20 protein-coding genes are annotated in these 20,730 nt (G+C 70.6%); 11 read left to right on the forward strand and 9 right to left on the reverse strand.

The genetic code is table 11. From position 1 onward, the window contains the following. The first annotated feature begins 47 nt into the window (after positions 1 to 47). A complete protein-coding gene (gene miaB, locus JMO03_RS05390; RefSeq protein WP_202841125.1) occupies positions 48 to 1,484 on the forward strand; it encodes a tRNA (N6-isopentenyl adenosine(37)-C2)-methylthiotransferase MiaB in 1,437 nt (478 codons plus the stop codon). Next, positions 1,481 to 2,155 carry an HD domain-containing protein gene (locus JMO03_RS05395; protein ID WP_202841127.1) on the forward strand — a complete coding sequence of 225 codons (675 nt, stop codon included), beginning with the start codon at positions 1,481 to 1,483 and terminating at the stop codon, positions 2,153 to 2,155. Before miaB ends, JMO03_RS05395 begins: the two co-directional genes overlap by 4 nt. Before the next feature lie 138 nt (positions 2,156 to 2,293). Here the strand turns inward: JMO03_RS05395 and JMO03_RS05400 are convergent, their stop codons facing one another. The 5 genes from JMO03_RS05400 to JMO03_RS05420 all read right to left on the reverse strand — a co-directional run bounded on the left by JMO03_RS05400 (position 2,294) and on the right by JMO03_RS05420 (position 7,181). Next, the gene (locus tag JMO03_RS05400; protein ID WP_202841129.1) at positions 2,294 to 3,091 is read right to left on the reverse strand and encodes a hypothetical protein; all 798 of its coding nucleotides are present in this window, start codon (positions 3,089 to 3,091) and stop codon (positions 2,294 to 2,296) included. A gap of 221 nt (positions 3,092 to 3,312) precedes the next feature. Next, positions 3,313 to 4,398 carry an ABC transporter permease gene (locus JMO03_RS05405; protein WP_202841131.1) on the reverse strand — a complete coding sequence of 362 codons (1,086 nt, stop codon included), beginning with the start codon at positions 4,396 to 4,398 and terminating at the stop codon, positions 3,313 to 3,315. Continuing rightward, positions 4,395 to 5,324 (reverse strand): ATP-binding cassette domain-containing protein, encoded by a 930-nt coding sequence (locus tag JMO03_RS05410; RefSeq protein WP_202841293.1) that lies wholly within the window; start codon positions 5,322 to 5,324, stop codon positions 4,395 to 4,397. The genes JMO03_RS05405 and JMO03_RS05410 overlap by 4 nt, the downstream gene beginning before the upstream one ends. A 211-nt stretch (positions 5,325 to 5,535) precedes the next feature. Beyond that, positions 5,536 to 6,477 carry an HlyD family secretion protein gene (locus JMO03_RS05415; protein ID WP_202841133.1) on the reverse strand — a complete coding sequence of 314 codons (942 nt, stop codon included), beginning with the start codon at positions 6,475 to 6,477 and terminating at the stop codon, positions 5,536 to 5,538. Between the two features lie 23 nt (positions 6,478 to 6,500). Further along, the gene (locus JMO03_RS05420) at positions 6,501 to 7,181 is read right to left on the reverse strand and encodes a TetR/AcrR family transcriptional regulator (RefSeq protein WP_238345920.1); all 681 of its coding nucleotides are present in this window, start codon (positions 7,179 to 7,181) and stop codon (positions 6,501 to 6,503) included. Positions 7,182 to 7,288: 107 nt separating this feature from the next. Between JMO03_RS05420 and JMO03_RS05425 the strand changes: the two genes are divergently transcribed. Genes JMO03_RS05425 through ybeY form a run of 3 tightly spaced genes read left to right on the forward strand, consistent with a single transcriptional unit; the run spans position 7,289 to position 9,693 of the window. After that, complete coding sequence (locus JMO03_RS05425; RefSeq protein WP_202841137.1) at positions 7,289 to 8,269, forward strand: PhoH family protein; 981 nt, start codon at positions 7,289 to 7,291, stop codon at positions 8,267 to 8,269. Between the two features lie 33 nt (positions 8,270 to 8,302). Continuing rightward, complete coding sequence (locus JMO03_RS05430) at positions 8,303 to 9,208, forward strand: hypothetical protein (protein ID WP_202841139.1); 906 nt, start codon at positions 8,303 to 8,305, stop codon at positions 9,206 to 9,208. After that, on the forward strand, positions 9,205 to 9,693 hold the full coding sequence (ybeY, locus tag JMO03_RS05435) for an rRNA maturation RNase YbeY (protein ID WP_202841141.1): 489 nt from the start codon (positions 9,205 to 9,207) through the stop codon (positions 9,691 to 9,693). Before JMO03_RS05430 ends, ybeY begins: the two co-directional genes overlap by 4 nt. 9 nt (positions 9,694 to 9,702) lie before the next feature. Here the strand turns inward: ybeY and JMO03_RS05440 are convergent, their stop codons facing one another. Continuing rightward, positions 9,703 to 10,188, reverse strand: coding sequence for a hypothetical protein (locus tag JMO03_RS05440; protein WP_202841143.1), 486 nt, complete (start codon positions 10,186 to 10,188; stop codon positions 9,703 to 9,705). Positions 10,189 to 10,658: 470 nt separating this feature from the next. Between JMO03_RS05440 and JMO03_RS05445 the strand changes: the two genes are divergently transcribed. The 6 genes from JMO03_RS05445 (at position 10,659) to JMO03_RS05470 (ending at position 17,512) form a co-directional block, all read left to right on the forward strand. Further along, positions 10,659 to 11,639: a hypothetical protein gene (locus JMO03_RS05445; RefSeq protein ID WP_202841145.1), complete on the forward strand. Its 981-nt coding sequence runs from the start codon at positions 10,659 to 10,661 to the stop codon at positions 11,637 to 11,639. Positions 11,640 to 11,664: 25 nt separating this feature from the next. Continuing rightward, positions 11,665 to 11,928, forward strand: coding sequence for a hypothetical protein (locus JMO03_RS05450; RefSeq protein ID WP_202841147.1), 264 nt, complete (start codon positions 11,665 to 11,667; stop codon positions 11,926 to 11,928). 104 nt (positions 11,929 to 12,032) lie between these two features. Next, positions 12,033 to 12,908, forward strand: a complete 876-nt coding sequence (locus JMO03_RS05455; RefSeq protein ID WP_202841155.1) for a CorC family transporter — start codon at positions 12,033 to 12,035, stop codon at positions 12,906 to 12,908. A gap of 166 nt (positions 12,909 to 13,074) precedes the next feature. Then, entirely contained in the window at positions 13,075 to 14,232 is a 1,158-nt protein-coding gene (locus JMO03_RS05460; RefSeq protein WP_202841157.1) for a lipoprotein N-acyltransferase Lnb domain-containing protein, read from the forward strand. Between the two features lie 108 nt (positions 14,233 to 14,340). Continuing rightward, positions 14,341 to 16,383, forward strand: coding sequence for a glycoside hydrolase family 97 protein (locus JMO03_RS05465; protein WP_202841159.1), 2,043 nt, complete (start codon positions 14,341 to 14,343; stop codon positions 16,381 to 16,383). Between the two features lie 115 nt (positions 16,384 to 16,498). Then, entirely contained in the window at positions 16,499 to 17,512 is a 1,014-nt protein-coding gene (locus JMO03_RS05470) for a magnesium and cobalt transport protein CorA (RefSeq protein WP_425491786.1), read from the forward strand. Here the strand turns inward: JMO03_RS05470 and JMO03_RS05475 are convergent. From JMO03_RS05475 to JMO03_RS05485, 3 genes are read right to left on the reverse strand one after another with little or no spacing between them, the layout of a single operon-like run. Beyond that, positions 17,509 to 18,507, reverse strand: a complete 999-nt coding sequence (locus tag JMO03_RS05475; protein WP_202841162.1) for an ArsA family ATPase — start codon at positions 18,505 to 18,507, stop codon at positions 17,509 to 17,511. The two genes, JMO03_RS05470 and JMO03_RS05475, sit on opposite strands and share 4 nt — an antisense overlap. Then, the gene (locus JMO03_RS05480; RefSeq protein WP_202841164.1) at positions 18,498 to 18,773 is read right to left on the reverse strand and encodes a cory-CC-star protein; all 276 of its coding nucleotides are present in this window, start codon (positions 18,771 to 18,773) and stop codon (positions 18,498 to 18,500) included. Before JMO03_RS05480 ends, JMO03_RS05475 begins: the two co-directional genes overlap by 10 nt. After that, positions 18,773 to 20,461 (reverse strand): carbon starvation CstA family protein, encoded by a 1,689-nt coding sequence (locus JMO03_RS05485; RefSeq protein ID WP_202841166.1) that lies wholly within the window; start codon positions 20,459 to 20,461, stop codon positions 18,773 to 18,775. The genes JMO03_RS05480 and JMO03_RS05485 overlap by 1 nt, the downstream gene beginning before the upstream one ends. Positions 20,462 to 20,730: the final 269 nt, after the last annotated feature.

A 20,730-nucleotide genomic window follows, 5' to 3' on the forward strand; every position in this document is an offset into this window, starting at 1 on the left:
CCGCCCGCCATCCGGCCCGGACTCAGCGCCGTGCCCCCGGAGACCCCATGACCGAACTGCCCCTCCACGCCGAGGCCCCGGCCCCTGCCCACGCCCGCCCTGCCGCCGCACGGCGAGGTACGCCTGGCGACGGCTCGCCGCCGCGGGGAAAGCTCTTCATCCAGACCCACGGCTGCCAGATGAACGAGTACGACTCGGCGAAGATGGCCGACGTACTGGCCGCCAGCGACGGCCTGGAGCTGACCGACGACGTCGAGGAGGCCGACGTGGTGCTGGTCAACACCTGCTCGATCCGCGAGAAGGCGCAGGAGAAGGTGTTCAGCCAGCTCGGCCGCTGGCGCCTGCTCAAGGAAAGCCGGCGCAAGGCCGACGGGCGCGAGGTGATCATCGGCGTCGGCGGCTGCGTGGCGTCGCAGGAGGGCGAGGCGATCATCCGGCGCGCACCCTACGTCGACCTGGTGTTCGGGCCGCAGACCCTGCACCGGCTGCCGGAACTGATCCGCGCGCGACGCGAACAGGCGCGCCCGCAGGTCGACATCAGCTTCCCCGAGATCGAGAAGTTCGACCGGCTGCCCGAGCCGCGCGCCGAAGGCCCGAGCGCGTTCGTCTCGATCATGGAAGGCTGCAGCAAGTACTGCAGCTTCTGCGTGGTGCCGTACACGCGCGGCACCGAGATCAGCCGCCCGTTCGAGGACGTGCTGGTGGAGGTGGTGCGCCTGGCCGCACAGGGCGTGCGCGAGGTCAACCTGCTCGGCCAGAACGTCAATGCCTATCGCGGCGCGATGGAAGGCGCCGACGAACCGGCCGACCTCGGCCTGCTGATCCGCACCCTCGCCGGGATCGACGGCATCGACCGCATCCGCTTCACCACCTCCCACCCGCTGGAGTTCTCCGACTCGCTGGTCGAGGCCTATCGCGACGTGCCGCAGCTGGCGAACTACCTGCACCTGCCGGTGCAATCGGGCAGCGACCGTATCCTCTCGGCGATGAAGCGCGGCTACACGGCGCTGGAGTTCAAGCAGAAGATCCGCAAGCTGCGCAACGTGCGTCCGGACATCTCGATCAGTTCGGATTTCATCGTCGGCTTCCCCGGCGAGACCGATGCCGATTTCGACAGGACGATGAAGCTGATCGAGGAGGTCGGCTTCGACCAGAGCTTCAGCTTCATCTATTCCAGGCGCCCGGGCACGCCGGCTGCCGACCTGCCCGACGACGTCCCGGACGAGGTCAAGCACGCCCGCCTGTCGCGCCTGCAGGCGACCATCAATGCCAATGCCGCGCGGATTTCGCAGGCGATGGTCGGCAGCGTGCAGCGCATCCTGGTCGAAGGTCCGTCGCGCAAGGACCCGAACGAGCTGACCGGCAAGACCGAGAACATGCGCTCGGTGAATTTCCCGGCGCCGGCACGGCTGATCGGCCACTTCGTCGACGTCGTCGTCACCGACGCCATGAGCAATTCGCTGCGCGGTCGGGTGGTCGCATGAGGCGGCTGCTCGCGGCGATGGTGCTGGCCGCGGCCGCATCGCTGCCCACGACCGCAGCCGCGGAGGCACCCTGGCGCGACGCGGTGCGCGCATGGGCGAGCGAGCACGCGCAGCACAGCGCCTGGGGCGTCGAGCACGCCGAGCGCAACTATCGGCTGTCCCTCCAGCTTGCCGCGGCGGAGGGACTCGATGTCGATGCCGACGTCCTGTTCGCGGCGGCGTACCTGCACGATGTCGGCGCGATCGAACCGTTCCGGCAGGACGGCGTCGACCATGCGCGACGCTCCGTGGATCTGCTGCCGACGGTGCTCCTGCCCACCGGGTTCCCGGAAGCGAAGCTGGCGGACGTCGAGACAGCCATCCTGGGCCACATGTTCTCCGCCGACCCGGGCGACCTGCCCGAAGCGCGCGTGTTCCACGATGCCGACACGCTCGATTTCCTCGGCGCCATCGGCGCCGCACGCATCCTGTCGCTGGTCGCGCGGCATCCGTGGGCGACGGATATCGACACCGCTGCAGCGACGCTGCGGGGATTCACCGCCCAGTTGCCGGCCACGTTGTCCACCGAGTCCGGACGCGCCATCGGTCGCCAGCGCACGGCCGAACTGGAACGGTTCCTGGACGCCCTTCAGGCGCAACTGCGGATCGATCCGGCACGCTCGACCGATTGAACAACGCAGCGGCTCTGCCCGCCCGGCTCGCAAGTCCGCCGCATGCCGGGGGCGCAACGGTCGATCGGCAGATTGCCTGCGTCGCAGCCCTGGCGACCACGAGCGCCCCTGCTCCGGCCCGCGACCCGGCACCGCCCCCTATCCGCCGGGCGGCCCACCCTCGGTAGGCTCGACGCCCGGCCGCTGCCCGTCGCGGCGCCAGAGGGTCCGTCCCTGGGCGCCTTCGAGCACCCACCAGCGCCCGTCCCCGGACACCGCGACCGCGCCCGTGACGCCGGCGCCGGCGGGCAACTGCATGCCGGGCAGGCGCGACTCGAGTTCCGTGGCCGGCAGGCGGACCGGGCGCAGGGTCGCGCGGCCGAGCGGCGCGCCGGGGTCGGCTTCCGATCCGGTGATGCCGTCGGGCAGGGGGTCGATCCGCTCGTCCACGACCTGGCAGCGCGCGTCGAGCCACGCCTGCCGGCGCAGCATGCCGATCCCGTCCGAGTACGTGTAGCCGGCGACCACCACGCCGGCGCCATCGACGGCGAGCAGACGATCGGGCTCGACGCCTTCCGCGCGGCAGGCGAGTGCGCCGTCGCGCCAGAGCTGCAGGCCGTCCGCGATCACCCAGAGCGCGCCGTCCGGCGCGATCGCCAGGTCTCCGACCGCGCTGCCGACCTCGATGCGGCGCAGCTCGACACCCTGCTCGAGATCGAGCATGCGCAGCGTGGCGCCGGCCGCCCAGGCCAGCTGCGGACGCGCAGGATCGAACGCCACCGCCCCTGCACCCTGCAGTGGACGCGGGTCGACGAGAGCCGGCTTCGGCTGCGCGGCGGCACCACCACCATCGACGTTTCCGGAGCGCGCGGCGCCTTCCCTGCCCGCCGGGTCGGCGACGCCGCAAGCCGCCAGCGCCAGTGCCGCGCACAACCCCAGCGCGCGCGGCCACGCCACGCGTCTCGGTCCCCGCGCCACATGGCGAAGGCCGTCCGGTCCCCGCTTGTCGCAATGCTGCCGCACTTCCACTGCTTCGTTTCCTGATTCATGGCACACACGAGCGCCGGCCTCACGAATGAGCGCCGGCGCGATGCGACAGGTATAGCGCCTCGCGCGCCCGCGCACAGCTGGGGTCGGCCCCAGTGGCGGGCACCCGCACTTTGCGTCCGGCCCGCGACTCAGTCCAGCCGCTTGCGGAACCGCATGATCGCCGCAGTCATCGTCACCGCGGTGAACGCCAGCAACGCCAGCACGCCGGGCCACAATTCCACCAGGTTCGCGCCGCGCAGCATGATCCCGCGCACCAGGCGCAGGAAATGCGTCATCGGCAGGAGCTCCGCGCCCCACTGCACCACGTCGGGCATGCCGGCGAAGGGGAACATGAAGCCGGAGATCAGGATCGAGGGCAGGAACACGAACATCGTGATCTGGATCGCCTGGAACTGGGTGCGCGCGCGGGTGGAGATCAGCAGGCCCATCGCCAGGTTGGCCAGGATCAGCAGCAGCGCGGCGACGTAGACGTCGAGCAGGCTGCCGCGCAGGGGCACGTCGAACATCCAGATGCCGAGCGCCAGGATCAGCGTGGTCTGGATCAGTCCGATGATCGCGTACGGCAGCACCTTGCCGATCATCAGCTCGGCGCGGCTGAGCGGCGTGGCGATCAGGAGCTCCATGTTGCCGCGCTCGCGTTCGCGCACCACCGCCATGGCGGTGAACATGGTCATGGTCATGGTCAGGATGATGCCGATCAGCCCGGGCACGATGCTGACCGCGGAGCGGCGCTCGGGGTTGTAGAAGGCCACGACCTCGATCCGCGGCGCGGCCCGCGTCGCCCGGCTTCCAAGCGGCAGCTGGGCGAGCTGGTTCGCGGCCGCCTGGACCACCGTGTCGGTGCCGTCGACCATCACCTGTACCGCCGGCCTGCCGTCGGCGAGGCGACGCTCGAAGTCGGGCGGCAGCACGATCCCGACGCTGATCCGGCCGCGCCGCAGCTGCTCCATCGCCTGCTGCGGGCTGTCGGCGACGCCGGTGATCTCGATGATGCCGGTGGCGCGCATGTCCATCACCGTCGCGCGCGAGGCGGCGGTGTTGGCCTGGTCGACCACAATCGCGTCGAGGTTGCGCGGGTTGAAGTTGATCGCGTAGCCGAACAGCAGCAGGTCGATCACCGGGATCGCCACGATCATCGCCAGGCTGATGCGGTCGCGGCGGATCTGCCGCAGCTCCTTCACCACCACGGCCCAGAGGCGTTGCAACGGCTTCATGCGGGAGCGCCTTCTTCTTCGGCGCGCCCGCGGGTCGCGGCGACGAACACGTCCTCGAGGTTGGCCTCGACCGGCAGCACGTCCGCATCGAGCGCGGCCTCGTGCAGGGCGCCGGACACCGCATCGGCGCTGTCCTCGCCCGGGGCCGACAGTACCCGCAGGCTGTTGCCGATCTGGGCCACGCTGAGCACGCCGGGCAGCCGCGCCAGCACGCGCTGCGCCCGTCGCGGCTGCGCCGCCCGCACCTCGACGGCGCGCCCGCGCAGGGCCTGCGCCAGTTCACCGGGCGTGCCATCGGCGACCAGCGCGCCGCGATCGAGGATGGCGATGCGGTGGCAGCGCTCGGCCTCGTCCATGTAGTGGGTGGACACCAGCAACGTGGTGCCCGCGTCGGCCAGCTCGAACAGCTTCTCCCAGAAGTCGCGGCGCGACTCGGGATCGACCGCACTGGTCGGCTCGTCGAGGAACAGCAGTTCGGGCTCGTGGATCACCGCGCCCGCCAGCGCCAGGCGCTGCTTCTGCCCGCCGCTCAGCGTCCCGGCGAGCTGTCGTTGGCGATCGCCGAAGTGGTAGAGCTCGACCAGCTGGTCGACGCGCGTGCGCGCCTGGCTGCGCGGCAGCCCGTAGACGGCGGCGAGGAATTCCAGGTTCTCGCGCACCGTCAGGTCCTCGAACAGCGAGAACTTCTGGGTCATGTAGCCGATGCGCAGGCGCAGCGCATCGGCCTGCTCGGGGATGCGCAGGCCGAGCACCTCGATCTCGCCTTCGCTGGGCGTGAGCAGGCCGCAGAGCATGCGGATCGTGGTCGACTTGCCCGAACCGTTCGGGCCGAGGAAGCCGTACACATGCGCCTGCGGCACGGTGAGGTCGACATGGTCGACCGCGGTCAGCGCGCCGAAGCGCTTGACCAGGCCGCGTGCCTGGATGGCGGTGGTGTCGGCGGCGGCCTCCATCAGCGCGCTCCGCCGGCCGGGGCGGCGTCATAGGCGAGGCCACGGTCACGAACATGCACACCCGGGAACCAGCCCCGGCACGCGCGCGTCATCCGTCCGGGCGCAGCGCATGCCCGCGCCCGGGGGACGCGTCCGGCATGCACGACGCCCGCATTCGCCGCGAACCGGAGTGCAGGGCCATGGCTCATGGCCCGAACTCGACCCGGAGCGGCAGCCCGGCGGGCAGATCGCCTGCGTTCTCGAGTTCCACTTCCGCCAGGTAACTCAGCCGCGCCGCGTCCTTGCCGGTGAGCGCGTAGTACGGGGTGAAGGTCGGCTCGCTGCGGATCATGCGCACGCGACCGCCGTACCGGCGCTCGCCCTCGGCGCCGACCAGCACCGTGGCCGCATCGCCGACGTCGATGCCGGCACGCAGAGGCTCGGGCACGTAGACGCGCGCATACGGCGCCTCGCCGACCAGCATCACCGCCAGCGGCGCGCCGATGGGCGCCTCGTCGCCGAGCCGGTAGGGCAGGCTGTCGATGCGGCCGGCGCGCGGTGCGACCACGTCGAGGCGGCCGGTGGTGGCCGACTGCGCACGCAGCTGCCCTTGCGCGGCGGCGAGCGCGGCCTCGGCCTGCGCCACCTGCTCCGGGCGCACGCCGTTGTCGAGTTCGGCCAGCGCCGCGCGCGCCGCCGCCACCTGGGCATCGGCATTGCCGGCGGCGGCGCCCGCGCGATCGACTTCCGCTGCGGCCACCAGCTGGCGCGCGCCGAGCGGCTGCAGGCGCGCGTAGTAGGCCCGCGCATCGCGGGCCTGCGCCTGCGCTGCGTCGAGGTTGGCGCGTGCGCGGGCGACGACTTCGCTGCGCGCGCCGTTGCGCAACTCCGCCAGGGCCTCGCGATGCCGGGCGACCTCCGCCTCTGTCGCGGCGAGCTGGGCGTCGCCTCGCGTACGTTCGAGGGTGAGGATCCGCGCCCCGGCCTCGACCCGTTCGCCCTCGCGCACGGCGATGTCGACGATGCGCTCGGCGGCGGGGGCCGGCAACGCGATGCGGTCGTACTCCAGGGTGCCCAGCGCGGCCGCGGGATCTTCGCCGCAGCCGGCCAGCCACAGCAGGCCGGCGAGCGCAACGGCGACGCGCATTCGAGGGATTGCGGGCGTACGGGTCATGCGGGCAGCTCCAGGCCGCGCTCGATCAGGGCGAGCGCGTGGTCGCGGATGTCGTCGATGCCGAGCTCGTCGCTGGCGAAGATCTGCCGCCAGATGGGCGTGCCGGCCGCGGGGAACAGGGTCAGCCCGACCAGCGAGACCATCAGCAGCCGCGGGTCCAGTCCGGGGTTGAGCCGGCCGGCCGCCTGCTCCTCGGCGAAGCGCGCGGCCAGCACCGTCGCGATCTGCGGCGCCAGCCGCGTGACCAGCAGGTCGCGCAGGTCGCCCCCTTCGCTCACCACTTCGCGGATCCACAGCGGCGGCAGCCAGGGGTGGCGGCGGATCATCCCGCAGATGCCGTCGACGAAGGCGACGATGACTTCGCGCAAGGGCGCGTCGGGCATGCCCAGCAGGGTGTCGCGGATCCCGGTGAACACCGGCATCAGCCGCTCGCCGATCACCGCCTCGCGCAGGCCGGCGGCATCGCCGAAGTAGTAGTGCAGCAGCGCGGGGGTGATGCCGGCTTCGCGGGCGATGTCGCGCAGCGAGGTCGCGGCGATGCCACGCCGCACATAGCAGGCGAGCGCCGCGTCCAGCGCCAGCGCGCGGCGGTCGCCATCGCCGGTGGGCCGGCCCGGCTGGCGCTGGGGGGGCCTGCGCCCCGGCCCCGCCCCGCGATCCTGTGGCTTGTCGATCATGGACCGCATATTAATTGATCAATCAATTAATGTCGGAACGAAGGGTGAACGAAGTGGCTCGCCGTCGCCTCTGGCCCGGCGCCGGCGTGCGCTACCCTGCTCGCCCTATGCCGCCCCTCCCCCACCGCGACTTCACCCTCGACCCGCCCGATACCGAGCGGCTGGCCAACCTCGCCGGTCCGTTCGACGGGCACCTGCGCCAGGTCGAACTGCGCCTGGGCATCGAGATCGCCAACCGCGGCAACGTGTTCCGCCTCAGCGGCCGCGACGAGAAGGTGCTGGCCCAGGCCGAGGCGCTGCTGCGCGCGCTGTACGAGGAGTCGGCGACCGAGACCTTCGACAGCAACGCCATCAACCTGCGCCTGAACCAGGCCAACCTCGAGCGGGTCGACGATATCGTCCCGCAGGACGTGGCGATCCGGGTCAAGCGCGGCACTATCCGCGGTCGTGGCGCGAACCAGGCGAAGTACCTGCACGCCATCGCCACCCACGACATCAACTTCGGCATCGGTCCCGCCGGCACCGGCAAGACCTTCCTCGCCGTCGCCATGGCGGTCGAGGCGCTCAACGAATCGCGGGTGCAGCGCCTGATCCTGGTGCGACCGGCGGTGGAAGCGGGCGAGAAACTCGGCTTCCTGCCCGGCGACCTGACCCAGAAGGTCGATCCCTACCTGCGCCCGCTGTACGACGCGCTGTACGAGATGCTCGGCGTGGAGAAGGTGGTCAAGCTGCTGGAGCGCAACGTGATCGAGATCGCGCCGCTCGCGTACATGCGCGGGCGCACGCTCAACGACGCCTTCGTGATCCTGGACGAGGCGCAGAACACCACCATCGAGCAGATGAAGATGTTCCTGACCCGGCTCGGCTTCGGCAGCACCGCCGTGGTCACCGGCGACATGACCCAGATCGACCTGCCCAAGCACGTGAAGTCGGGCCTGAAGGACGCGATCGAGGTGCTGCGCGACGTCGACGGCGTGCACTTCACCTTCTTCGAGGCCCGCGACGTGGTCCGCCATCCGCTGGTGGCGCGCATCGTCAACGCCTACGAGCGTCGCGACGCGATCGATGCGCAGACCGGGCCGGCGTAGACTGGCGCGACCGCCCTTCCCCGAGGCAACGCCGTGGCGCAGCCGGGCAAGCCCGCTTCCCTGATCCTGCAGGTCCTGCTCGTCCTGCTGCTGCCGGTGTCGCCACGGGCCGCCGCGCAGGATGCGGCGCCGCGGGAGCAGGAGCAGGCACGCCCCTACGTCGAGACCAGCTACCTGATCGCGCCACGCAGGGTCGGGGATTTCGTGCTGCAGGACGCCAGCTACGACGAGGGCCGGAAATACTCCGGCGCGGGCTTCCGCTATGCCGTCGAGGGACACCAGGAAACCCGCATCGACGTCTATGTCTACCCTGCGGGCCGCATGCCGCGGGCCTCGGCGCTGACCGGCGGCATGGCCGGGTTCCGCGCCGATCTCGCGCGCGCCGTCGATGCCGGCACCTATGCCGACCTGGTGCTGGAGGACGAACAGGAGTTCGCGCTGGTCGAGGACTCGACGGTCGCCGCAGCGGACACGCCCGGGGACGGGGACAGTCTCGAAGCGATCCTGGCCATCGTCGCGTCCGGCAACCGGCCTTCCGGGCGCAAGCTCCCGATGACCATGACGCTGCAGCCGCACGGCTGGCCCATGCAGTCGGTCGGCTATCTGTTCTACCGGCAGCTGTACTACTTCAAGCTCCGCGCGTCGGCCGCGCAGGAACGCATCGCTTCGGCGGACTTCGACGCCCTCGTCGATCGCGCCGCGCGGACGCTCGTCCCCGCGATCGAGGTCGCCAACGTGGGGGCGTGCGCCAGGTCCGTGATCCATGTGACCGCGGAGGCCCCGGCGGAAGAGGTGGCGCGGGAAATGGTGATGCAGGGGACCGAACACCAGGGCTACAACTGCCATGAAACGGCCGAAGCGGCGGACATCGGTCGAAAGTCGGCCGACGCCGAAGTGGTCGAGATCGCCTACCGGGCCGAGGAGTGGAACGCGCCATGACCCGCGGCCCCATCCGCCTCGACGTCGCCGTCGGCTACGCCATCCCGCGCAAGGGCCTGCCTTCGGCGGTGTCGTTCCGCAAATGGACGGCGGCGGCGCTCGCCGGCCGTATCCGCGAAGCCGACCTGGCGATCCGCGTCGTCGGCACGAAGGAAGCCCGCGCGCTCAACCGCCACTACCGCGGCCGGGACTATGCGACCAACGTGCTCAGCTTTCCGGCCGAACTCCCCGAGGGCCTGCCACCGGGCGTGCGCATGCCCCTGCTCGGCGACCTGGTGATCTGTGCGCCGGTGGTGGCGCGCGAGGCCCGCGAACAGAAGAAGCCGCTCGCGGCCCACTACGCGCACCTCACCGTGCACGGCGTCCTGCACCTGCTGGGCTGGGATCACAGCGACGACCGCGAAGCCGACGCGATGGAGCAGCTCGAACGCGAGATCCTCGCCGGCCTGGGCATCGACGACCCGTATCTGCCGATGCCGGACTAGAGGCGCGCATCACAGGCAATCGATCAGGCCATCCATCATCGTGCGCTGCGTGCCGGGAAGGGGCGCATACAACGGTTCCTCCTGGTCGCCGAGCGCGGCGAGCAGCTGTTCGATGGTGGTGCCCGCCGGCAAGGGCGTACGGCACTGCCAGAAGGCGCGCTCGACCCCGATCCTGCCGTTGGTCGGGGCGATCTCCTCGTGGCTGGCCGCGAAGGTCCAGCTGCACATGCCGATCCGGCCGCTGGCCCGGTGCACCGAGCACAGGTAGCGCAGCGACTGGATGTTGCTGTACTCGCCCTCGCAGAAGGTATCGCCGCAGATCTCGTCGAACCCGCGGCGCAGGCCCCGGGTGAGATTGAACCAGGCCTCGTACTGCGCGTCGGTCTGCAGGTAGCCGGTGATGTCGATGTAATCGGGACCTTGCTGCGCGCGCGCGACCGTGGCCGGCAGCAGGGTGATGAGCGCACTCAGGGTCAGAACCTGGATGCATCGCATGGAACGTCCTCCTTGACGTGGTGGATGGAGTTGTCGCCGGCACAGGATCGGCGGGGGCGCACACCCGGCCTATCGGGCGACATCCCGGGCAGCCGTCGGAAAACTCCCCGTCCCCGGGCGTCACCAGCGCCATCGGGTCCGCCGTGCCGCGCGCGTTCGCGCTCCCATCCACGCAACCTGCGACTTGCAGCGCACGCCAACGCGAGGCAGCGGGCGACGGGACGCGGGGAACCCGGGCGCGCGGCGGCCTTCCCGGCCGCACCGCGAACCGCCCCCCCCGAGCGCCTCCCCGCTGCCACGAGACGGATCGGCCCGGCAGGGTTCGCCAGCGACGTTTCGATCCGATCCCAGGCGCCCGAAGGGCTGCGTGTAAAGGACCGCGTCGGCGCCAGCGCGTCCCGCGGCGCGAGGGTTTTCCCCAGATTGCCGCTGCCGCCGGCGCCGGCTAGTGTCGTCGCATCCTTGCAGGGATGGCCTTGGCCATGGGCGTGTTCGACAGTATCGGGAACGGACTTTCGCAGGTCGGCGGCGTATTCAAGGGCGCAGGCGAAACGCTGTGGGAAACCGGCAAGGGCGTGGTCGACCTCGGCGTCGGCGTGGCCCGGACCGGCTACGACCTCAGCGGCGCCGGCCTGATCACCGATGCCTACGAGGGCCTGACCGGGCAGGACGCACCGGACTGGCTGCCGTCCGCGCAGCGCGGCGGCGAGCGTCTGGAAGGCGCCTTCGAGACCGCCGCCACCATCGCCCGCAACCCCGGGCTGCTGGTCGACGCAGTGGTCGATCCCATCGTCGACGACTGGAACAACGGCAACTACGGCGAGGCCATCGGTCGCGGGCTGACCGAGGCGGTGCTGGTGGTGGTGGGCACCAAGGGCGTGGACAAGGCCGCCAGGGGCGGACGGGTGGCCGATACCGCCAGCGACATCGCCGACGCCGCGCGTACCGGTACCCGCATCGACAACGCCGTCCCCCTGACGCGCACCCAGATCGACGACATCAGCGCCCTGCCCAAGGGCCACCGGCCGGACCCGGCCGAGTACCTGCCGACACGGTACATCTCCGACCACCTCGCCCTGTTCGAGGGCGGCGCCACCCGATTCCAGCTCAAGTCCGGCCTCGACAAGTACGGCCCGGGCCAGGTCGACGGCACCTCGTTCGTGATGACCCGCTCGCAGGCCGACGAACTGCTCGCCGCCACCAACGGCGATCCGCGCGCCCTGGAGCGCGCGCTGGGACTGCCCGAGGGCCAGCTCGACGGCAACACGCTGATGCGCGTGGACTTCGACAATCCCGCCGAACTCGACCTGCGCCTGCCGTCGGGCAATGAGGCCGGCGCCAACGACAAGTGGATTCCCGGCGGCAGGCTGCCGGACGGCTCGGCCGAGGCCGTGATTGACGTTGCCAGCATCCCGCCAGCAAGATATTCGGCGACTCCGGTCGACCCCTGACCTCCGCGCGCGGAACCGCCCCGAAGTGAAATTCACCGATCTGTTCGTGAGCCGCGAGCTGCGTTTTTCCCTCGGCATCGAAGAACAATCCGGGCGCTACTACCTCTCGATCCCCGTGGCCAACCGCATGGCCGACTACGAGGAGTACTACGAGATCGACCGCGCCGCGCTGGAGCGCTACCGGGTCGATCCGGCCGCTGCGGAGGGGTTCCTGCAGCGCTGCCGCAACCGCGAGGCGGACGAGCTGCTGATCCTCAAGCCAGGCAGCGACCGCGGCGTGCCGGCCTGAGCGCCGAACCCCACCGACGCGCGTGACGGGCACCTTTCACGCCGCCGCGGTAGACTTCACCGGCCGCCCCTGGCGGCACCTCTTGAATCAAGCACCCGAAAGCAATGTCCGAGGACGACAGTAGTACCGGCACCGCCGAAACCGCGGAACGGCGGCGCAGTTGGCTGGAACGGCTCAGTTCCGCGATTTCCGGCGAGCCCAGCACCCGCGACGACCTGGTCGAACTGCTGCGCGATACCCATTCCGACGGCCTGATCGAGGCCGACACCCTGCGGATGATGGAGGGCGCGCTGGCCGTGTCCGACATGACCGTGGGCGACGTGATGGTGTCGCGTTCGCAGATGGTCGCCCTTCCCGCCGATGCCAGGTTCCTGGACCTGATGAAGCAGGTGGTCGAATCCGGCCATTCGCGCTTCCCGGTGCACGGCGAGGACAAGGACGAGATTCTCGGCATCCTGCTGGCCAAGGACCTGCTGCGCGGCGTGGTGGCCGACAACGGGCCGGGCACGATCCACGAACTGCTGCGCCCGGCGGTGCTGATCCCCGAGTCGAAGAAGCTCAACCTGCTGCTGCGCGAATTCCGCCAGTCGCGCAACCACATGGCGATCGTGATCGACGAGTACGGCGGCGTCGCCGGGCTGGTGACGATCGAGGACGTGCTGGAGGAAATCGTCGGCGAGATCGACGACGAGCACGACGACGCCGAGGACCCGAACGCGCTGATCGCGGCGCAGGCCGATGGCCAGTACGTGGTCGATGCGCTGACCCCGATCGCCGATTTCAACGAGCGTTTCAGCGCGGATTTCGACGACGACGAGTACGACACCATCGGCGGCCTGGTCACCGCGGCGATCGGTCACCTGCCCGAAGCCGGCGAGGAGCTCACGCTGGGCCGCTTCGCGTTCCGCGTGACCCGCGCCGACGCGCGCCGGCTGCATGCCCTGCACGTCAGCGTGCATGCCGATCATTCCGCCGAATAGCGGGCCCGTCCCCGCTGCGGCGGACGGGCCCGGGCGGACACGCGAAGCACGGCTCGCCGATCGCTGGCTGGCGCTCCCGGACGTCCGGCCCGGCATCGCGAACCCGTCGACCGGATCGCACGCGGGCCCGCCCCTGTTCGCCTGCCGGCCCCGGCGCCCGGTGCGGATGCTGATGCTGCTCCTGTGGCTGCTGGCCTTTCCGGCCGCGGCGCAGGTCCGCATCGGCGTCGCCACGATGCTGCCCGGCGAGATCTTCTTCGAGCGTTTCGGCCACAACGCGATCGTGATCGACGATCCGGCGACCGGCGGGCCGGTCTCGTACAACTTCGGCTTCTTCGACCTGGACGAGCCGGATTTCACCGGCCGCTTCGTGCGCGGAGACATGCGCTACCGGCTGGTCGCGCTGCCGCTGTCGCAGGACCTGGCCTACTACCGCGAGGTCGGGCGCGGCGTCTCTGTGCAATGGCTCGACCTGGATCAGGACGAAGCTGCGCGCCTGGCCGCGGCGCTCGCGGACAACGCGCGCCCCGAAAACGCGGTCTACCGCTACGACTACTTCACCGACAACTGTTCCACGCGCGTGCGCGACGCGCTCGACGGTGCGCTCGGCGGCCTGCTCCGGCAGCAGCTGGCCGGACGCTCGCGCGGCAACACCTTCCGCGGCGACGCGGTGCGGCTGGCCTCGCCCGCGCCGTGGCTGTGGCTGGGCTTCGACCTGGGCCTCGGTCCCGCGGCCGACAGGCCCAACGCGCTGTGGGACGACGCCTTCGTGCCGATGCGCCTGGCCGATGCGCTGGCCGGCATCCGCCGAGCGGACGGCCGCCCGCTGGTCGCCGCGACCGAAGAACTGCTGCCGCACCGGCTGCCGCCGGAACCGCCCGAGGCGCCGCGGCCGTGGTGGCCTTGGCTGCTCGCCGGCCTCGCGATCGCCGCGGGCTCGCGCCTGCTCGGCCAGCGCCGCCCTGCCGCGCTGGCGGCGCTGGCGCTGCCGTTCTGGACGCTGGCCGGCATCCTCGGCCCGACGATGCTGTTCCTCTGGGGCTTCACCGAACACCGCTTCGCCTGGGCGAACCAGAACCTGCTGCTGCTGTCGCCGCTGTGCCTGCTGTTGTGGCCGGGGGGGTGGCGGATCGCGCGCGCGCGCGCGCCGGGCAGGCTGTTCCGCGCGATCGCGTGGCTGGTCGCCGCCGGCGCCGTACTCGCGCTGTTCCTGCACTGGCTGCCCGTGCTGCCGCAGCGCAACGCGCACTGGATCGCGCTGCTGCTGCCGATCCATGTCGCCCTGGCGTGGGCGCTCGCGGGCAGCCCGTCGCGGACTGCGTAACTCGCGAATACCGTCCTCCCACACCGCCGCAACTGCATACGTATGCACGCCTCGGGCGCGCGGGCGCCGTGACATCATCGGTCCGATTCCGCGAGAGGGACCCGCCCGATGCAGATCCGCCACGCAGCCATCGCCGCCATGCTTCTGTGCGCCGCGGCATCACCCGGTTGGACGGCCCCGCCATCGCCGAAGGCGCAGGCTTGCTCGCCCGGCAACGTGCTGTGCGTCGAGCTGACCACCGACAACGACGGTCGGCCGAGCTACGCGGTGCATCGCGTGGGCCGTGAGGTCATCGCGCCTTCGCGCCTGGGCGTGCTGTTCACCGATGTGCCGAAGTTCGAGCGCAACCTCGAGATCGCTGAACTGGCACAGGATCGATTCGACCAGACCTGGGAACAACCCTGGGGCGAGCGCCGCGAGATCCGCAACCACTACAACCAGCTCACGGTGACCCTGCGCGAGAGGACGGGCCGCAAGCGCGACTTCGATGTGGTGTTCCGCCTCTACGACGACGGCATCGGCTTCCGCTACGTGTTCCGCAACCAGCCCGGGCTGGAGGAGCTGAACATCGCCGAGGAACTGACCGAGTTCGCGCTCGCCAAGGACGCCACCGCGTGGTGGATCCCGGCCTTCGAGTGGAACCGCGAGGAATACCTGTACCACACCACGCCGCTGCAGCAGGTCGGCGACGCGCAGACGCCGATCACGCTGCGCACCGGCGACGGCCTGCACGTGTCGATCCACGAGGCGGCGCTGGTCGACTACTCGGGCATGAACCTCACCCGCGTCGAAGGGCGAAGGCTCAAGGCGGCGCTCACCCCGGGCAGCGGCACGGCGGCGAAGGTGTCGGTGGCCACGCCCTTCAGCACGCCGTGGCGCACGCTGCAGGTCGCGACGCGCGCCGGCGACCTGGTCGAGTCCTCGCTGATCCTCAACCTCAACGAACCCAACAAGCTCGGCGACGTGTCCTGGGTCAAGCCGATGAAGTACGTCGGCGTGTGGTGGGAACTACACATGGACCTCAAGACCTGGGGTACCGGTGCGCGCCACGGCGCCACCGACGCCAACGTGCGCCGGCACATCGACTTCGCCGCCGAGCATGGCTTCGGCGGGGTGCTGGTGGAAGGCTGGAACCGCGGCTGGGACGGCGACTGGTTCGGCAACGGCGAAGAGTTCAGCTTCACCGAGTCGGCCGGCGATTTCGACCTCGCGGCGCTGAGCGAGTACGCGCGAAGCAAGGGCGTGGTGCTGATCGGCCACCACGAGACCTCGGCCCATGCCGCGCACTACGAATCGCAGCTCGACGCCGCGTTCGACCTGTATCGGCGCGTCGGCGTGCCGGCGGTCAAGACCGGCTATGTCGCCGACGCCGGGCAGGCCAAGGTGCGCGATGCGGGCGGGAATATCGCCTACGCCTGGCACGAGGGGCAGGCCATGGCCAACCACCACCTCAAGGTGGTGACGGAAGCGGCGAAGCGCCGGATCTCGGTCAATCCGCACGAACCGGTGAAGGATACCGGGCTGCGGCGCACGTATCCGAACTGGGTCACCCGCGAGGGCGCGCGCGGCATGGAGTTCAGCGCCTGGGGCCAGCCCGGCAATCCGCCCGAGCACGAGGCCAACCTGGTGTTCACGCGCCTGCTGGCCGGACCGATGGACTACACGCCCGGCATCTTCGGCATGCGCACGCGTTCGTCCGGCGGCATCGAGACCACCTGGGCCAAGCAGCTGGCGCTGTACGTGATGATCCACAGCCCGCTGCAGATGGCGGCCGACCTGCTGGACAACTACGAAAAGAACCCGGGCCCGTTCCAGTTCATCAAGGACGTGCCGGTGGACTGGGAGACCACCCGCGTGCTCAACGGCGAGATCGGCGACTACGTCACCATCGCACGCCGCGAACGCGGTGGCGACGACTGGTACCTGGGTTCGCTCACCGACGAGCATGCGCGCAGTTTCGAGGTGACGCTGTCGTTCCTCGACCCAGGTCGCCGCTACACCGCCCAGGTCTACCGCGACGGCGACGACGCGGACTACCGCGGCAACCGCGAGGACATCGTGATCGAGCAGCGCGAGGTGACGCACGCCGACACGCTGATCCTGCGGCTCGCACCGGGGGGCGGCCAGGCGATCCGCTTCGTCGCGCACTGACGCAGGTGGGCGGCGACGCTTCCCGCCGACGCTCCCCTCCGATCGCCCCTCGCGTCCGACCGGCGGCCGCGCATCTGCTCGCGCCGGCTTGCCCGCGCCGGCCCGCTCGCGCAGGATGCGTCCCATGAGCGAAACGCCCGACCCCGCGTCGAATCCGCCTTGCGTCGTCAACTGCGCGGTGTACGCCCGCGACGGCGTCCGCCGCGACATCGCGCTCGACGCGATCAGCGACGTGCTCGCCCAGGACGACGGCAGCTTCGTCTGGATCGGGCTGTACGAGCCCGACGACGCCAGCCTCGAGAAGCTGCAGGAGGAGTTCGACCTGCACGAGCTCGCGATCGAGGACGCGCACAACGCGCACCAGCGGCCCAAGGTCGAGGCCTACGGCCAGGCACTGTTCCTGGCGGTGAATACGGCGCAGATGGTCGACGGGCGCATCCTGTTCGGCGAGACCCACCTGTTCGTCGGTCCGAACTACCTGATCACGGTCCGGCACGGCGCTTCGCTTTCCTACGCGCACGCCCGCGCACGCGTCGAGCGCGAGCCGGCCCTGCTCGCACTGGGTCCCTCGTACGCGCTGTACGCGGTGCTCGACTTCATCGTCGACAACTACCTGCCCATCGCCGACCAGTTCAAGGCCACGCTGCGCGCGCTCGAGCGCGACATCTTCTCCGACGCGTATCGGCGCAGCACCCTGGTGCGGCTCTACGATCTCAAGCGCGAACTGACCGAGATGCGGATGTCGGTGGCGCCGCTGATCGACGTGCTGTCGCAGCTGGTGCGTTCGCCCTCGCCGCAGATCCCGGAGGAAACGCGCTTCTACTTCCGCGACGTGCACGACCACGTGATCCGGGTCAACGACACGGTCGACGCACTGCGCGACCTGCTGGGCACGGCGATGGCGGTCAACCAGTCCCTGGTGACGCTGGCCCAGGGCGAGACGGTCAAGAAACTCGGCGCCTGGGCCGCACTGCTGGCGGCACCGACCCTGATCACCAGCTGGTACGGGATGAACTTCCATGCCATGCCCGAACTCGACGAACGCTACGCCTACCCGGTGCTGGTGCTGCTGGTCGGCGTGGTCTGCTTCGGTCTCTACCGCCTGTTCCGACGCATCGGCTGGCTCTAGCCGGTCCGCGCCAGCAGGTCGGCGATCGCGGCCACACCCGTCTCTCCCGCCACGTCCCCCGCCAGCAGCGGAAGCTCCTGCAAAGCGATTCCCGGCAACGCTTCGCGCAGCAAGTGCAGGTGGACCTCCTCCTGCGCCCGCCGTCCGGCGAGGAACGCCCCGGCATCGGCGGGCGAGCGCCGGTTGACCACGAGCGCGCCGACGTGGATCCCCGCGCGTACCAGGCCGGCGTGGAGTTCGATGGTTTCCAGCACCGGCAGGCGCTCTGCCGCCAGCACGATGGCGAACGCGGTGGTGCCCGCATCCGCCAGCACCTCGCGCAGGTCGCCGAACAGGTGGCGGCGCCGGTGCAGCATCGCGCGGATCGCCTGGTCGCGGTCGCCGGGGGTCCGCGCCTCGTCGCCTTCGCCGAGCGCGCGCGCGGCCAGGCCGTCGTCGCCACCCAGGTTGCGCAGCGCGGCGCCGAAGCGTTCGCTGCGGGCCTGGCGTCGCAGCAGGCCGTCGGTCCACGCCGCCATCATGTCCGGCAGCGCCATCAGGCGCGCGGTATGTCCGGACGGCGCGGTATCGAAGACCAGCAGGTCATGGCTGAGCAAGCCCTGCTGCACGATCCCCGCGATGCGCTCGAGCAACGCGGCCTCGTGCATCCCGGGCGCGTCGCGCGACAGCGCCAGGTGCCGGTCGACCTCGCCGGACAGGTGCGGCGGCATCAGTTTTCGCAGGGCGTCCCCGACCTGCGCCAGGTGCGCTTCCACGGTGGCGCCGGGGTCGATCTCGACCGCGTCGAGCCCGGTCGCAAGCGGTCGCGCATCCGCGCCGATGCGGCATTGCCACAGGTGGCCGAGGTTGTGCGCAGGATCGGTGGACACCAGCAGCACCCGCCGGCCGGCGCGGGATTGGGCATACGCCACGGCCGACGCGACCGTGGTCTTGCCCACCCCGCCCTTGCCGCCCAGGAACAGTACGCGGCGCGACGCAGCGAGCGTCAGCAGCATCCGACGTGGTCCAGCGGCGAACGCTCCATGCCCATCCGCCGGTGCCAGTCGTGGAACCGCTCGTACAGCACCGGCATCAGCTCCAGGGTGTAGTAGGCGGCCGGGTTCGGCACCCCCAGCGCCTCCGAGCAGACCAGCAGCATGAACAGGTCGTCCTCGTCGCGCCGGGCACGCGCGAACGTGCGCCGGTACGGCGCGGCGTAGAACTCGCCGAGCGCCGCCGACAGCCGCGCCAGCAGCGAACCGCCGGGTGCATCCTCCGCCATCAGCCGCGCCCGGCGTCCAGCGTTCCGTCGTCGGCGGAACCTGCCTCACGCCCCTTGCGCATCGCCAGGAAGGCCTCGAACGACACCCACAGCGCGGCCACCAGGATCACCAGGTCCATCGCCAGCAGCAGCCAGTTGCGCTGCTCGAGGAACGTTCCCAGTTGCACGATCAGGGCATACACGGACATCACCAGCAGGAACGCCAGCGGCACCAGGGTGAACACCGGGTTGCGGCCCTTGCGGATCAGGATCACCGAGATCACCGCCAGGGTCAGCGCCGCCAGCAACTGGTTGGTGGTGCCGAATAGCGGCCAGATCACCATGCCGCCGGCGCCATCGCCACCGGCGCCGAAGGCCAGCGCCATGCACACCGCCAGTGCGACCACCGTGCCGAGGAGGGTCCCGACCTTGAACCCGGCCAGCTCCGCCGCCTCCTGCACCACGAAGCGCTGCAGGCGCAGTCCGGTGTCCATGGTGGTGGCGGCGAACAGGATCGCCATCGTCGCCAGCAGCGTCGAGCCGAGCTGCTCGGGCATCCCCAGCCCCTCGACCAGCAGCACGTCGCCGCCGTTGACGAACGCGGTCACGCCGCCGGCGCCGAACTGGGCATAGACCGCCTGCCAGTCCACCAGCGTGGCGAAACCGGCCGTGCAGCAGATGATCGCCGCCAGCGACAGCATGCCCTCGCCGACCGCGCCGAAATAGCCCACGAACCGCGCATCGGTCTCCTTGTCGAGCTGCTTGGACGTGGTGCCGGACGCGACCATGCCGTGGAAGCCCGAGATCGCCCCGCAGGCGATGGTCACGAACAGCAGCGGCACGATGCCCGGCGTGCCGTCGGGGACCGCGTCGTTGAACGCCGGGGCGACGATCGTCGGCGAGGCGATCAGCACCGCCGCGTACAGGATGCCGAGCCCCACGAACAACTGCAGGCCATTGATGTAGTCGCGCGGCTGCAACAGTACCCAGACCGGCAGCAGCGAGGCGATGCCCGCGTACAGGAACAGGAGCACGATCCAGGTCGACTTCGCGCTCATGCCGAACACGGAATCCGGCAGTACCAGCGGATAGCTGTTGCCGACCAGGATCAGCGCGTACAGCACGAGCACGCCGCCGATCGAAGGCCACAGCAGACCCACCTTCCAGCGGTAGATCAGCTGGCCGATCACCAGCGCGACCAGGATCGCGCCCCAGACCGGGATCACCGAGGTGGGCGTGGACACCAGCAGGTTGGCGATCACCACCGCGAACGCGGCATTGACCATGAGCAACAGCAGGAAGATCACGACCAGGAACAGGTTGCGCCCGCGTCGGCCGATGTAGCTGCCGCTGAGCATGCCCATCGACTGGCCCTTGTTGCGCACGCTGGCCCAGAGCGCGCCGAAATCGTGCACGCCGGCGAAGAACACCGTGCCCAGCGTCACCCACAGGAACGCCGGCGCCCAGCCCCAGATCACCGCGATCGCCGGACCCACGATCGGCGCCGCGCCGGCCACCGACGTGAAGTGGTGGCCCCAGAGCACGAACCGGTTGGTCGGCACGTAGTCGACGCCGTCGCGCAGGGTATGCGCCGGCGTCGGGTAGTCCGCCTGCAGCCGGTAGATCTTCTCGGCGATGAACTTCGAATAGAACACGTAGCCCAGCGCCATCGCGCCGAGCCCGACCAGCAACAGGATGATGGCATTCACGTGCAGCGGCCTCCCTTGGCGACGGCGATGCCGCCCGGTAGCGCAAGCCGAACCCATACGGCGCCGGTTTGCAAGCCCCGGGCGGTGCAGCCGACTGCGATGCCGGTCCACTGGACTTGCTGCACCGCGAAAAACGTGCCGTGGAGCGCAGGGCAGGTTCCCTCGCGCTATGCAGGCGTAGCACGGCCGGGACACAGGACCCGCAGTCGCGCGAAACCGCTTCGCGAGGCACAGGCGGTCTTGCGGCCCCTCCCGCGGACCTCGGCTGC

The organism is Luteimonas saliphila, from assembly GCF_016774335.1.
GTDB classification, from domain to species: Bacteria; Pseudomonadota; Gammaproteobacteria; order Xanthomonadales; family Xanthomonadaceae; genus Luteimonas; species Luteimonas saliphila.

Bases quoted from the DNA above. Each gene is read 5' to 3' on its own strand.
- JMO03_RS05475 (WP_202841162.1), bottom strand. From the start codon at position 18,507: ATGCTGCTGACGCTCGCTGCGTCGCGCCGCGTACTGTTCCTGGGCGGC.
- JMO03_RS05440 (WP_202841143.1), bottom strand. From the start codon at position 10,188: ATGCGATGCATCCAGGTTCTGACCCTGAGTGCGCTCATCACCCTGCTG.
- JMO03_RS05405 (WP_202841131.1), bottom strand. From the start codon at position 4,398: ATGAAGCCGTTGCAACGCCTCTGGGCCGTGGTGGTGAAGGAGCTGCGG.
- JMO03_RS05470 (WP_425491786.1), top strand. From the start codon at position 16,499: ATGCGTCCCATGAGCGAAACGCCCGACCCCGCGTCGAATCCGCCTTGC.
- ybeY (WP_202841141.1), top strand. From the start codon at position 9,205: ATGACCCGCGGCCCCATCCGCCTCGACGTCGCCGTCGGCTACGCCATC.
- JMO03_RS05465 (WP_202841159.1), top strand. From the start codon at position 14,341: ATGCAGATCCGCCACGCAGCCATCGCCGCCATGCTTCTGTGCGCCGCG.
- JMO03_RS05420 (WP_238345920.1), bottom strand. From the start codon at position 7,181: ATGATCGACAAGCCACAGGATCGCGGGGCGGGGCCGGGGCGCAGGCCC.
- JMO03_RS05415 (WP_202841133.1), bottom strand. From the start codon at position 6,477: ATGCGCGTCGCCGTTGCGCTCGCCGGCCTGCTGTGGCTGGCCGGCTGC.
- JMO03_RS05395 (WP_202841127.1), top strand. From the start codon at position 1,481: ATGAGGCGGCTGCTCGCGGCGATGGTGCTGGCCGCGGCCGCATCGCTG.
- JMO03_RS05455 (WP_202841155.1), top strand. From the start codon at position 12,033: ATGTCCGAGGACGACAGTAGTACCGGCACCGCCGAAACCGCGGAACGG.
- JMO03_RS05460 (WP_202841157.1), top strand. From the start codon at position 13,075: ATGCTGATGCTGCTCCTGTGGCTGCTGGCCTTTCCGGCCGCGGCGCAG.
- JMO03_RS05445 (WP_202841145.1), top strand. From the start codon at position 10,659: ATGGCCTTGGCCATGGGCGTGTTCGACAGTATCGGGAACGGACTTTCG.
- miaB (WP_202841125.1), top strand. From the start codon at position 48: ATGACCGAACTGCCCCTCCACGCCGAGGCCCCGGCCCCTGCCCACGCC.
- JMO03_RS05425 (WP_202841137.1), top strand. From the start codon at position 7,289: ATGCCGCCCCTCCCCCACCGCGACTTCACCCTCGACCCGCCCGATACC.
- JMO03_RS05480 (WP_202841164.1), bottom strand. From the start codon at position 18,773: ATGGCGGAGGATGCACCCGGCGGTTCGCTGCTGGCGCGGCTGTCGGCG.